General features: G+C 71.2%; 10 protein-coding genes. 7 read left to right on the forward strand and 3 right to left on the reverse strand.

Going from position 1 to position 13,400, the window contains the following annotated elements; genetic code table 11:
- Positions 1-23: 23 nt before the first annotated feature.
- Positions 24-1,550 carry an alpha/beta hydrolase domain-containing protein gene (locus tag J4573_RS33340; RefSeq protein ID WP_208259919.1) on the reverse strand — a complete coding sequence of 509 codons (1,527 nt, stop codon included), beginning with the start codon at positions 1,548-1,550 and terminating at the stop codon, positions 24-26.
- Positions 1,551-1,840: 290 nt separating this feature from the next.
- On the opposite strand from J4573_RS33340, the gene J4573_RS33345 reads away from it, so the two are divergent.
- Together J4573_RS33345 and J4573_RS33350 are read left to right on the forward strand one after the other, a co-directional pair.
- Complete coding sequence (locus tag J4573_RS33345; protein WP_208259920.1) at positions 1,841-2,755, forward strand: ABC transporter ATP-binding protein; 915 nt, start codon at positions 1,841-1,843, stop codon at positions 2,753-2,755.
- Positions 2,752-3,507 (forward strand): ABC transporter permease, encoded by a 756-nt coding sequence (locus J4573_RS33350; protein WP_208259921.1) that lies wholly within the window; start codon positions 2,752-2,754, stop codon positions 3,505-3,507. Before J4573_RS33345 ends, J4573_RS33350 begins: the two co-directional genes overlap by 4 nt.
- A gap of 73 nt (positions 3,508-3,580) precedes the next feature.
- Here the strand turns inward: J4573_RS33350 and J4573_RS33355 are convergent, their stop codons facing one another.
- Entirely contained in the window at positions 3,581-4,699 is a 1,119-nt protein-coding gene (locus J4573_RS33355; RefSeq protein WP_208259922.1) for a hypothetical protein, read from the reverse strand.
- A gap of 143 nt (positions 4,700-4,842) precedes the next feature.
- Between J4573_RS33355 and J4573_RS33360 the strand changes: the two genes are divergently transcribed.
- The 4 genes from J4573_RS33360 (at position 4,843) to J4573_RS33375 (ending at position 10,514) form a co-directional block, all read left to right on the forward strand.
- Entirely contained in the window at positions 4,843-5,379 is a 537-nt protein-coding gene (locus tag J4573_RS33360) for an RNA polymerase sigma factor (RefSeq protein WP_208259923.1), read from the forward strand.
- 44 nt (positions 5,380-5,423) lie between these two features.
- Positions 5,424-5,870, forward strand: coding sequence for a peroxiredoxin family protein (locus J4573_RS33365; protein ID WP_208259924.1), 447 nt, complete (start codon positions 5,424-5,426; stop codon positions 5,868-5,870).
- Between the two features lie 407 nt (positions 5,871-6,277).
- Positions 6,278-10,048, forward strand: coding sequence for a chemotaxis protein CheB (locus J4573_RS33370; protein WP_208259925.1), 3,771 nt, complete (start codon positions 6,278-6,280; stop codon positions 10,046-10,048).
- Positions 10,049-10,133: 85 nt separating this feature from the next.
- Positions 10,134-10,514 (forward strand): hypothetical protein, encoded by a 381-nt coding sequence (locus J4573_RS33375; RefSeq protein WP_208259926.1) that lies wholly within the window; start codon positions 10,134-10,136, stop codon positions 10,512-10,514.
- 102 nt (positions 10,515-10,616) lie between these two features.
- On the opposite strand, the gene J4573_RS33380 is transcribed toward J4573_RS33375, so the two are convergent.
- Positions 10,617-11,786 (reverse strand): acyl-CoA dehydrogenase, encoded by a 1,170-nt coding sequence (locus J4573_RS33380; protein ID WP_208259927.1) that lies wholly within the window; start codon positions 11,784-11,786, stop codon positions 10,617-10,619.
- Positions 11,787-11,918: 132 nt separating this feature from the next.
- On the opposite strand from J4573_RS33380, the gene J4573_RS33385 reads away from it, so the two are divergent.
- A complete protein-coding gene (locus tag J4573_RS33385; RefSeq protein WP_243774006.1) occupies positions 11,919-13,202 on the forward strand; it encodes a UDP-glucose dehydrogenase family protein in 1,284 nt (427 codons plus the stop codon).
- Positions 13,203-13,400: the final 198 nt, after the last annotated feature.

Genomic DNA, 13,400 nt, shown 5'->3' on the forward strand with positions numbered 1-13,400 from the left:
TCGGGCATGGGCGAAGGGCTCGGTCAGCCGCCGATGCCGGAGTCCTGCGCCGCAGTGACGATCGCCGCGGCGTCCTCCGGCAGCAGGTAGCCGCCGTCGACCGAGGTCTGCGCGGCGGTCTTCACCTTGGCCACGTAGTCGTCGTGCGTCGGGTAGAGCTTGCTGAGAACGGGCTCGGCGTCGCGCGGGGAGGCCGGGTCGGACGGGTCGCCCGCGTCGTGCCGGTCCCACGCGTCGGCGTCGGCGTTCCACGGGTCACGGGCGCCGTACAGGCCGCAGAAGATGCCGCTGCCACTGGTGTCGCGCAGGCCGGTGAGCGTGCGGGTCGGAACGGCGACGTCCGGGAGCCGGATGCCCCCGGCGGCGAGGCCCGTGGCCGCGTCGCGCTTGCTGGTGTCGATCGCGCCGCCGCCCGCCGGGCGCGCACCGCCCTGCGCCCACGTGGTCAGATGGCGCAGCGCTGCGTTCATCGAATAGTGGCCCGGGCCGTCGTTGAACGGGGCGGACCCGGCCGCACAGTCCGGCGCGGGCGCGGCGTCACCCGCCGACTTCTGCACGGTCGGGTCGCCGATGTCGTACGCCCACTGGTCGCCGTGCGAGGTCCCGGTGAGCTCCCAGTGCACGACCGAGTCGGTGTCGGGCTGCCGGGCGGCGGACGCGAGCGGAACGTCGGTCTCGGTCAGCACGACGAACGTCGGCACGGGCAGGTCGGTCCGGATCTTGGAGGGGTTGGGCATGAACGCCGTGTCGATCAGGCTTCCGCTGATCGGCGCCCCGACCGCACTGTTGCTGTGGATCATGAGGCCGTCGTAGACCTTCGCGACGGGCTGGACGGCGTTGGCGTAGGTGGTCATGAAGCCCGCCGACTGCGACTCCCCGTCCGCGAGCACGGTCTTGACCTGCAGCCCGGCCAGCGGGTCCGGCCCGTTCGGGCTCCGCAGCGCTCGCCCGGCCTGGGTGAAGATGTCGTAGGCGAACGCGTCGCCGGGATGCAGCAGGCTCCCGTACCGGGCCGGATCCCAGCCCTTCAGCCCGTGGATCTGGCCGAGCCCGCCGTTCACCCCGACCGCCTGCGCTGAGACGCCGACCCACGCGTAGCCCTTGCGCAGCAGTTCCTCGCGCTGGAACCAGTAGTCGGGCGACAGTTCGATCTGTCCGCTGACGTTGAGCCACTCCACGACGACGGTCCCGTTGAACTTGGCCGGATCGCTGGGCCGCCGTACGAGGATGCGGGTCTTGTAGGGCGCCCGAACGGTGGGGATGACGGGCCAGCGGCCGTCCGATCCCCAGAGGCCGAGCTTGGCGTAGGCGGTCGCGGTGCCGCCGATGAAGTACTCGTTCTCGCTGTATCCCAGCGACTTCAGATCCTCGGCCGCCGCAAGGAACGGGAACCCATGGCCACCGGCCGAGGGAGTCGTGATCACCGGGTCGGCTGCGGCGGGAGCGGTGGTCGCTGCGGCGGCGTGAACGGGAGCGACGGTCATGAACCCGGCGAGCGCACCGACGGCCAGCGCTACGGCACCGGCCCGCAATCGGACGAACGAACGCACGGTCACCTCCATGAACGGGAGTCAGGGAGGCTCAGTGTCGATCGGCCCCCGCGTCCGCGAATCGGCGAAATCACCCGCCATCACGCGCGAGCCCCGGGACCCCCCGCCGTCGCCTGGCGACGCCCGCCTTCGCGCGCAGCGCCCGCGATTCCCGCGACGCCCGCCTTCGCATGGCAGCTCCCGCCATCGACTTTCGTCAGGGGTAGGACCTGGCGTTCGCACACTGTGTCGCGGGGCCCTCGCTTCCTAGCGTCGAGATCGACACCAGGAGAAGGGCCGGAGAGACGCTGATGATCACATTGCGGGGACTGACGAAGCGTTACGGGGACAAGGTCGCGGTCGACGGCCTCACCCTGGAGATCGCGCCGGGCAAGGTGACGGGATTCCTGGGGCCGAACGGGGCCGGCAAATCGACCACGATGCGCATGATCCTGGGCCTGGACCGCCCGACCGCCGGGACCGCGCTCATAGGCGGCCGCGCCTACGCGTCCCTCCGGCATCCGCTCCGCGAGGTCGGCGCGCTCCTGGACGCCAAGGCCGTTCACCCAGGCCGCCCGGCCCGCGCCCACCTGCTGGCCATGGCTCGCAGCAACGGCATCCCGACGACCCGCGTGGACGACGTCCTGGAGACCGTCGGCCTGACCCAGGTGGCCCGCAAGCGAGCAGGCTCGTTCTCCCTCGGCATGGGGCAGCGGCTGGGCATCGCGGGCGCGCTGCTGGGCGATCCGCAGGTGCTGATGTTCGACGAGCCGGTGAACGGCCTGGACCCCGACGGCGTTCTCTGGGTGCGCCGCCTCATGAGGTCGCTCGCCGCCGAGGGCCGCACCGTCTTCGTGTCCAGCCACCTGATGAGCGAGATGCAGCTGACCGCCGACCGCCTCGTCGTCATCGGCAAGGGCCGCCTGCTGGCCGACGCGCCCGTCGCCGAGGTCATCTCGTCCAGCTCACGCAACGCCGTACGCGTACGCACCCCGCAGCCGGATGCCCTGATCAAGCACCTGTCCGCCGAGGCGGGACCACCCCACCTGACCCCCACCGGCCAGGACGAGCTGATGATCTCCGGCCTGCCGATCGAACGCATCGGGTCGCTGTGCTTCGAGCACGGCATCCCCCTCTACGAACTGAGCCCGCAGCAGGCGTCCCTGGAAGAGGCCTACATGGAGTTGACCGGAGCGAGCGTCGAGTACGAGGCGGGAGTCCGATGAGGAACGCGATCGCCTCCGAGTGGACGAAGATCTGGTCGCTCCGATCGACCTGGTGGACGCTCCTGGCCGCGCTCGGCCTGATGGGCCTGATGAGCGCCGTCCTGGCGACCTCGACGGCCGCCAACAACGACAGCGGCGACCCCGCCCTCCATCAGGGCGTCGTCCAGGACAGCGACATGGCGATCGGCGCGATCGACCTGGTCCAGTTCGTGCTGATCACCCTGGCGATCCTGATGATCACGAGCGAGTACGCGACCGGGAGCATCCGGACCACCCTCCAGTGGGTGCCCGTCCGCGCCCGCATGCTGGCCGCCAAGGCCACCGTCGCGACCGCCGTGATCCTGCCCGCCGGACTGATCCTCGGAACGATCGGCACCGCCGTGTCCGACCCCCTCCTCGCCCACTGGGGCCGCTTCTCCCCCGCCCAGGCCACCGCCGACGTCGCCGCGATCGGCGTCTACCTGGCCCTGATCAGCGTCTTCATCCTGAGCGTCGGCGCCATGCTCCGCAGTACGGCCGGGACCCTCACCACCGCGTTCCTGTTCCTGATGGCCCTCCCGATGCTGCTGGCCAACAGCAAGATGGGCCTCCTCAAGCACATCGCGGACGCCCTCCCGTCCACCGCAGGACGCCACTTCATGTCCGGCGACGCGACCCCCTACCCGCCCACGATCGGCCTCCTGATCATGGTCGGCTGGGCGACCGCCGCAGCCGCCCTCGCCACGTACCTCCTACGCCACCGCGACGCCTGACCGCCGGACCGCGACGCCTGACCACCTCGCATCACGATCCCCGGCGGTCAGGCGCTGCGGCTCTAGTGATGGGTCAGGCGAAGCGTTCGATGAAGGGGATGGTGCCCTGGTCGGCGGTGCCGACGGCCAGGACCTGCCCGGTGCGGCCGAGCGGGGCGAGGTCGTACGCCTCGACCCACGAGTCGGCGCCGGCCCGCGGCCGGCCGCTCACCGTGGACCACGCCGAGCCGTCCCAGTTGAGGTAGGAGGCACGGCCCTTGGGCGTATTGCCCGTGGTGTCGCCGAGCTGCGGGATCCACACGCCGCCGTGCCCGTCCGGCGCCAGCGAGCCGTAGTACGCGTTGGGCAGGAAGCCGGTGCGCGGCACCTGGGCGACGCGCGTCCAGGCCGTGCCGTCCCAGTGCCAGAGGTACTGGGAGCCGCCGCCCGCGCCGACGTAGGCCCAGACGTCCGTGGACGACAGCGGAAGGATGTCGAACCCCTCGATGTAGCTGGGGACGAGGTCGGAGGGCATGTCGTACCGCTGCCAGGTGCGCCCGTTCCACCGCAGCGTGAACACCGGGCCGTAGTCGCCCGCCGAACGGTCCTTCCCTGCGATCCAGATGTCGGCGGCCGACCGCGCGGCGATGGCGTTCACGGCTGATGTGGCGGGGACCGGCACGTTCTTGGGCACCCAGGCCCCTCGCTCGAACCGCATCACGACCGCCGCGTCGTTCTGGAAGACCGACGACCAGGCCGTGCCGCCGGGCACGGCGCCCAGGGCGGGGATGCCGCCCTGATCGCTGGACGGGAAGGCCACCGATCTCCACGACCGGCCGTTCCAGTACAGCGACTGCGGCGCTCCCGTGGTCAGCGCCATGCCGGTGACCCAGGCCGCGGCGGGCGACGCGGCGGCCATCTTGCTGAACCAGTTCCACTGCATCGCCGGCGCGGGCTCCTGCCGCCATCTCGCACCGTTCCAGTGGAGCACCGACGTGACGTCCTTCTGGTTCCAGGAGTACTGGCCGAACACGAACGCGGTCCGCGGCGTCGGCGCGGCGACCGCCCACAGATGAGGCGGGGTGCCGTCGGGAACGGGCACGTCCTGCCACGTCCCCGAGGGCGAGGCGGCCCGTGCGGTGCCGCCTCCGATGATCGCGGCGGCTCCGGCTCCGAGGCCGACCGCCAGTACCTGGCGTCTGGAAGGGTGCATGACACGTTCTCCCTCGACAGAGATGATCGTGCCACCAGATACTGGCATCAATGGTCAGTCAAGATCCACTCAGTCCCTCACAATTCGTGTGAATCCTTTGGCCACTCCAGGCCCTCTTATGAGGTGAGGGAAGGAGGTGGGACGTGGCTGACCGTTCATGGGCCAGCGCGCAGCTCATCAGGTCCGCGCAGGCCGGTGATCGCGATTCGATCGCCGCCGTGCTCGACGGTGCTCACGTGCATGTACGGCGCTTCGCCGAGCATCTGTGCGCGTCCCCGCAGGACGCCGAGGACGCCGCGCAGGAGGCGCTGATCATCCTCTACCGGAAGATCGGCACGCTGCGCGCGACCGGGGCGCTGGCCTCGTGGATGTTCCGCATCGTCCGGAACGAGTGCCTGCGCCGCGCCCGAGTGCTGGTCGAACGCCACGAGACCGAGCCCCTGGCGTCCTCCGCCGAGGACGAGGCGATCCGCCGCCTGGAGGCCGACCTGGTCGCGCACGCCATCCAGGACCTCCCGGAGGTGCAGCGCCGGGTGCTGATCATGCGGGACGTCCTGGGCTACCCGGGCCGTACGACGGCGGAGGCGCTCGGCCTGAGCACCGCCGCCATGAAGTCCAACCTGCACCGCGCCCGCAACACCCTCCGCACCAACCTGAACGCCCAGCCCCCCAAAGCCTGACCACCAGGCCCGAACCATCACCCGAGTGAAAGGGGAAGTTCGTCATGCTCGAAATCGGCTCGTCCGCGCCCGACATCACGCTCGAGGACACCGAAGGCAAGACCGTCCGCCTGTCCGGCTACCAGGGCCAAGGACCCGTGCTGATCTACTTCATGCGGTCGGCCACCTGCCCGGTCTGCAACAGGCACGTCCAGGACCTCGTCCGATCCGAGCTCGACGGCGTTCGCGTCCTCATCGCGGTCCCCGCCGACCGCCAAGAGGCGGCGCGGTGGAAGGCCAAGCGGCGGGTCCCGTTCACCGTCCTCGTGGGCCGCCCGCACGACGAGGTCGGCCTGGCCAGGAAGGTCTTCGGCTCGATGCAGCAGTCGGGCAGCATCCTGATCGACGCCCAGGGCATCGTCCGCCACGCCCACGGCGCCACCATGCCCACCGCCGGCTACGACAAGAAGGGCATCACCGCAGCCGTCCAAGCCCTCCGAACCGGAGTCTGACCACCCGCGCCCACAGCTGACCATCGCCGACAAGCGTCTTGCGCCCGTACCGAATCCGGGCAGGGGAAAGCACCACGCCTCGGGCCGAGTCCGGGCGAGGGAGGCATCAGCGCCCGCGCCGAATCCGGCTGCGCGAGGGCGCCCGGGTCCCGTACGGAATCCAGGCGGGCGAAGGCACGCGCGCCCCCACCTGATCACCGGCGGCAAGTGCCCTGCGCCCGTGGATGTTGGTCTGCGTTGCGGGGGATTGGTCGGCGGTGGGGAGGCTCCATTGGCTGTGGAAGGGGGAGACTGGTCGTGCCGGGGTGCTTGGGTCGGGTGCCGCCCGGCGCAAGCGGGTCGGCGGTTTCGCGTGAGGCGGGACCGCGGTCCGAGGGCGACCTCACCTCGGTGGGAGGTGCTTGGCGATGGCACCGGACGGACACGACGACGCCCGGGTCCGGATGGGTCAGGGTGCCGTCGACGTCGTGGCGATGGTCGCGTCGGCCGGCGGGCTCGGGGCGCTGCTCAGCGTCCTGCGGGACCTGCCCGGGGAGCTGCCGGTGGCGGTGGTGATCCAGCAGCATCTGAGCGGCCAGGGCAGCGCCCTGGCGCAGGTCCTGCGACAGCGCACCGGCCGCAGCGTGGCGTGGGCCGTCGACGGGGAGCCGCTGATCGCGGGACGGGTGATGGTGAGCCCGCCGAACACGCGGATGGAGGTGCTCCCCGACGGCACGTGCACGCTGATCGACAGGCACGGCGGTATACGGGACTCCCCGCACGACTCGTTGCTGCGATCGCTGGCCGAATCGTTCAGCACCCGGGCGATGGCGGTCGTGCTGACCGGGATGGGCCGCGACGGCGCGATCGGCGCCGCGGCGGTACGGGAGGCGGGCGGGTTCGTCATCGCGCAGAGCTCCGAGACGGCCGAGCACCAGTCGATGCCCGCCGCCGCGGCGGCGAGCGCGCATCTGGTGCTGCCGCTGGGTGAGATCGGCCCGGTGATCGCCGACGCGGTGACCGGCCGGCCGCTGCCGCGGCCGCGTTCGGAGGTCGAGGCCGCCGAACGGCTGTTCCCCGGGGACGGGGAGATCGAGCGGCTGCTGCGGGCCAAGGACTGGTTCGCCTCTCCGCTGGGGCCGGTGACCGCGTGGCCGCCGGTGCTGCGGGCGATGGTGCGCACGACGCTGGACTCGGGTTATCCGATGGCGGTCTGGTGGGGTCCGCGGCTCATCCAGATCTACAACGAGCTGTGGCGGCAGTTCCTCGGCACCGTCAAGCACCCGCGGGCGCTGGTGGGCCGAGCCGAGGAGACGTGGCCGGAGCTGTGGTGGTTCGTCGGCCCCATGACCGAGTACGTCATGTCGGAGGGGCGGGCCACCGGCGGCGAGAACATGCCGATGCTGATGGACCGCGACGGGTTGCTGGAGGAGGTGTACGCCACCTTCACCTACTCGCCGATCACCGATGACCGCGGCGCGGTCGTCGGCATCCACAACACCGCGCTGGACACCACCGCCACGATGGTGAGCGAGCGGCGGATGCGGACCCTGCGGGCGGTGGCGACGGAGACGACCGGGGCCGAGACGCCCGAGCGCGCCTGCGCGCTGGCGGCGGCGGCGCTGGCGGCCGAGCCCGCCGACGTGCCGTTCGCGCTGATCTACCTGCTTGACCACGTGCGCAAGCAGGCGCAGCTCGCGGGCACGGCGGGCCTCGAACCCGGCTCGTTCCCCGCGCCGCGCCTGATCGACCTGTCCCTCGGCGGCGCCGTCTGGCCGCTGCCGCGCCTGCTCGCCGAGCCCGCCGTCACCGCGCCCGGCGACCGCGGCGGAATGATGATCGACGACCTGGACGAACGGTTCAAGGGGCTGCTCCCGCCGCCCCTCACGCCCCCAGGGGCGGTGCCGCCGCACTCGGCGTTCCTGCTGCCCATGCACGGTGACGCCGAGGGCGACGTCCCGGGCGTCCTGGTCGTCGGGATGAACCCGCACCGGCCGTTCGACGACGGCTACCGGGGCTTCCTCGACCTGCTCACCGGGCAGATCACCGCCGCCGTCGCGCAGGCGCGCGCCCGCCGGCGCGAGCAGCAGCGGCTGGAGCGGCTGGCCGAGCTGGACCGGGTCAAGACCGAGTTCTTCTCCAACGTCTCCCACGAGTTCCGTACGCCGCTGACGCTGATGCTGGCGCCGCTGGAGGACATGCTCGGCCGGGCCGACCTGCTGCCCGAGGGGATGGCGACCGAGATCGAGCTCGTGCACCGCAACACCCGGCGGCTGCTGCGGCTGGTCGGCACGCTGCTGGACTTCTCCGCCATCGGGGCCGGACGGCTGCGGGCCCGGTTCGAGCCGACCGATCTGGCGGCGTTGACCGAGGAGATCGCCTCGATGTTCCGCAGCGCCGCCGAGATCGCCGGGCTGGAGCTGACCGTACGGGCCGCGCCGCTGCCCGAGCCGGTCTGGGTCGATCCGGAGATGTGGGAGAAGATCGTCTCCAACCTGGTCTCGAACGCGCTGAAGTTCACCTGGTCCGGCTCGGTGCAGGTCATGCTGAACGCCCTGCCCCGGCACGCCGAGCTGGTGGTGCGCGACACCGGCGTCGGCATCCCCGCCGACGAGCTGCCGCACGTCTTCAAGCGGTTCCACCGGGCCATGGAGACCCGCGGCCGCACCCACGAGGGCGCCGGGATCGGCCTGGCGCTGGTGAACGAGCTGGTCCAGCGGCACTACGGCCGCGTACGGGTGACCAGCGAACCGGGCCGGGGCACCACCGTCACCGTGTGGCTGCCGCTCAGCCGGCGACTCGAGGCCGGCGCCGAACGGGCCGCCCCGCCGCGCACGGGGTCGGTCGCCGCCGCGATGGCCGAGGAGGCCAGGCACTGGGACGCCGGCCGCGAGCAGACCCTCGCCGCGTCCGGCCTGGACGGCGAGATCCCGGCCGGCGGCCGGCCGTCGGCGGACCTGGGGCACGTCCTGGTCGTCGACGACAACGCCGACATGCGCGACTACCTCGAACGGCTGCTGGCCGCCACCTGGACCGTCACCGTGGCGGGCGACGGCGAGGAGGCGCTCCGGCTGGCCGGCGGCGACCCTCCCGACCTGGTCCTGGCCGACGTGATGATGCCGCGCATGGACGGTTTCACCCTGCTGCGGCGGATTCGCGGCGACGAGAAGCTGGCCACCGTCCCGGTCGTCCTGGTGACCGCGCGCGCCGGCGAGGAGACCGCGATCGAGGGGCTGCTGGCCGGGGCCGACGACTACATCGTCAAGCCGTTCTCCGCCCGCGAGCTCACGGCGAGGGTCGAGGCCCAGCTGCAGCTCGCCGGGATGCGCCGCCGTGTCGCGGCCACCGACGCCTACCGGCTCACGCTCACCGACGCGCTGCGTTCCCTGGAGGACCCCAACGTGATCCAGCAGCGCGCCGTGGAGATCCTCGGCCGCCGGCTCGGGGTGCAGAACGCCCACTACGCCGAGGTCGACCCCGCCACCGGGCTCATCCACGTGTGCGGCGACTACAGCCCCGGCACTCCCCCGCTGCACGGCACCTACCCCCTGGCCGGCTGGGGCGGCGACCTCCTCCAGGAGACGCTCGGCAACGGCGAGACGCTGATCATCCATGACGTCATGGCGGCCGACCTGGACGACGAGGCCCGGGCCCGCTGGCTGTCGGCGGGCGCCCACGCCGTCGTCGAGGCGCCGCTGATCAGCGACGGCCGCCGGGTGGGGCACCTCGCCGTTCTGCAGAGCCACCCCCGCACGTGGACCCCCGACGAGATCGCCCTGGTGGAGGAGACGGCCGCCCGCACCTGGGCCTTCGTGCACCGCGCGAGGGCCGAGCAGGAGCTACGGGAGTCCCAGGAACGCTTCCGCGCCCTGGCCGACGCCGCCCCCGCGCTCATCTGGCACATCGACGCCCACGACTCCATCAGCTACGCCAACCGGCGCTACCTCGACTACACCGGCCTGCCACTTGAGGCCGCCTGGCAGAACGTCCTCCACCCCGACGACGCCGACGCCTGCATGGCCGCCCTCCGCACCGGCACCGCCGAACGCCACGCCTGGCACAGCCACGCCAGGTTCCGCCGCCACGACGGCCAGTACCAGCGCTTCGAGACCCACGCCTCTCCCCTCTTCGACCACGACGGCACCTACTTGGGCCAGGTAGGCATCTCCTTCGACACCCCGACCGACCGCACCGGCTGACCAGCGAAAAGATTGTTGATCAAGGGTTGACGGGGCGCCCGGGGGCTGCCTTAATTTCATGATCACTCTCAAGGAGCGTCCCCCCATGAACTGGCTCACCCGTACGGCCGCGGCATGCACCGTGGTCGGCACCGTCTTCGCCGGGACCGCCACCGCGGCCCACGCCGACGACATCAAGCTCTCCTTCGGCTACGGCTCGGTCTTCTACGACGACAGCGTGGACGTGTTCACCGTCTGCGACACCCGCGCCGACGGTGAGGGGGTCACCGCGAGCCTCTGGTACACGCCGAACTCGGGCACGAGCTACCACCAGCTCTGGGCCGAGCAGGACGGCGGCGACAGCGGCTGCGACAACCATCCCTACGACGTCGGCAAGACCGGGCTGTACTTCATGAAGATCTGCTGGAACCTCTCGGTCAACCCGCCCATCTGCAAGAAGTCCAGCGCCTTCAACGAGAACAACTGAGCGCGCAGCCGGCCGCCGAAGACCATGGCCTGACCCATCACCAGAACGCGAACGCGGCCTCGCCCGGGTGCAGGGGAGGCCGCGTTTTCGCAGGTGAACGGCCTACTTGAGGAGCTGGCGAGCCATGACCATGCGCTGGATCTGGTTGGTGCCCTCGTAGATCTGGGTGATCTTGGCGTCGCGCATCATGCGCTCGACGGGGAACTCGCGGGTGTAGCCGTAGCCGCCGAGGAGCTGGACGGCGTCGGTGGTGACGTCCATCGCCACGTCGGAGGCCAGGCACTTGCAGGCCGAGGAGACGAAGGTCAGGTCGGGGATCTTCTCGCCGAGCATGGCGCGCTCGGACTTGATGGCGGCGTGGTAGGTCAGCTGGCGAGCGCCCTCCAGGCGCATCGCCATGTCGGCCAGCATGAACTGGACGCCCTGGAAGTCGCCGATCGCGGTGCCGAACTGCTTGCGCTCCTTGACGTAGCCGACGGCGTAGTCGAGGGCGCCCTGGGCGATGCCGAGGGCCTGCGCGGCGATGGTGATGCGGGTGTGGTCGAGGGTGGCGAGGGCGGTCTTGAAGCCCGTCCCCTCGGCGCCGATGATGCGGTCCGCGGGGATGCGGACGTTCTCCAGGATGACCTGGCGGGTGGGCGAGCCCTTGATGCCCAGCTTCTTCTCCTTCGGGCCGAAGGAGACGCCCTCGTCGGCCTTCTCCACGACGAAGGCCGAGATCCCGCGAGCCCCAGCCTCGGGATCGGTGACGGCCATCACCGTGTAGTAGTCCGACACGCCCGCGTTGGTGATCCACATCTTGGCGCCGTTCAGCACGTAGTGGTCGCCATCGCGTACCGCGCGGGTCTTCATGCCCGCCGCGTCCGAGCCCGCCTCGGCCTCGGAGAGGGCGTAGGAGAACATGGCCTCGCCCCGGGCCATCGGAGTCAGATACTTTTTCTTCAGCTCTTCAGAACCGGAGAGCAGTACCGGTACGGAGCCGAGCTTGTTCACCGCCGGGATCAGGGACGACGAGGCGCACGCGCGGGCGACCTCCTCGATCACGATCACGGTGGCGAGGGCGTCGGCCCCTGCTCCCCCGTACGACTCCGGAACGTGGACGGCCTGCAGCTCGTTCTGCACCAGCGCGTCCAGGGCCTCCTGAGGGAAGCGGGACTCCTCGTCGACCTCCGCGGCGAACGGGGCGATCTTGGCGTCGGCTAGCTCGCGGACCGTCTGACGGAGGAGATCGTGCTCCTCAGACGGGGCGTACGCGGGAAATTCGGGACTCATACCCGCATGCTACCGGCCGGTACACTGCGCCAGTCATGCCTGGTCGCGACGATGAAGTCGGGAGGACTCGCCTTGACTCACCGCCTGACGGTGATCGGCACCGGTTACCTGGGTGCCACCCATGCCGCGTGCATGGCCGACCTCGGTTACGAGGTGCTCGGCCTCGACGTGGACAAGAACAAGATCGACCGGCTGGCCGGCGGCGAGGTCCCGTTCTACGAGCCGGGCCTGGAGCCCGTGCTGCGGCGGAACCTGGAGAACGGGCGGCTGCGGTTCACCACCTCCTACGACGAGGCCGCCGAGTTCGGCGACGTGCACTTCGTCTGCGTCGGCACCCCGCAGAAGTCCGGCGAGTACGCGGCCGACATGACCTATGTGGACGAGGCGGTCTCGGCGCTGGCCTCGCGGCTGCGGCGGCCCTGCGTGATCGTCGGCAAGTCGACCGTACCGGTGGGCACCGCGGCGCGCCTGGAGCAGGCGATCGCGCGTCTGTCCCCCGCCGACGGTGACGCCGTGCTGGCCTGGAATCCGGAGTTCCTGCGGGAGGGCTTCGCGGTCCAGGACACCCTGCACCCCGACCGGATCGTGGTGGGCGTGCCGGGCGACCAGGCCGCCGCCGAACGGGCCGAGAAGACGCTGCGGGAGATCTACGCGCCGATGCTGTCGGAGGGCACGCCGTTCATCGTGGCCGACTACCCGACCGCCGAGCTGGTCAAGGTCTCCGCGAACGCCTTCCTCGCCACCAAGATCTCGTTCATCAACGCGATGGCCGAGGTGTGCGAGGCGGCCCACGCCGACGTGACCAAGCTCTCGGAGGCGCTGTCCTACGACGACCGGATCGGCGGCAAGTTCCTCGGCCCGGGCCTCGGCTTCGGCGGCGGCTGCCTGCCCAAGGACATCCGGGCGTTCATGGCCCGCGCGGGCGAGCTCGGCGCCGACCAGGCGCTGACCTTCCTGCGCGAGGTGGACGAGATCAACATCCGCCGCCGGACCCGCATGGTGGACCTGGCCCGGCACCTGCTGGGCGGCTCGTTCATCGGCCGTACGGTCGGCGTGCTCGGCGCCGCGTTCAAGCCCAACTCCGACGACATCCGCGACTCGCCCGCCCTCGACGTGGCCGCGACCATCCGCGCCCAGGGCGCCCGCGTCACGGTGTACGACCCGCAGGCGATGGGCAACGCCCGCCGCGCCCAGCCGGACCTGGAATTCGCCGGATCGGCCCTGGAGGCCGCCACCGGCGCCCACGTCGTGCTGCTGCTGACCGAGTGGAACGAGTTCCGCGAGATGGACCCGGGCGAGCTGGGCGACGTCGTCGCCGAACGCAACATCGTCGACGGCCGCAACGCCCTGGACCCCGACCACTGGCGCGCCGCGGGCTGGCACTACCGCGCCCTGGGCCGCCCCGGCCCCCGCTGAATTCATTGCTTTGGCGGCCTCGGCGCCCTCGCCTGGCGGCTCGGCCGCCGAACCGCGAAAGCGGCGAGCGCGACATCGCTTCGCGATCCGTCGCCGGGCCCTGGCCTTCGGCTTCGGGCCCGGCGACGGGTAGCGCGCTCGCGTGCGTGCTGAGGTCGTTGAACGGGGGAACGATCGAGCGGGGCCTGCTGTTGTTGT

This window comes from Actinomadura barringtoniae (assembly GCF_017573505.1).
GTDB classification, from domain to species: Bacteria; Actinomycetota; Actinomycetes; order Streptosporangiales; family Streptosporangiaceae; genus Spirillospora; species Spirillospora barringtoniae.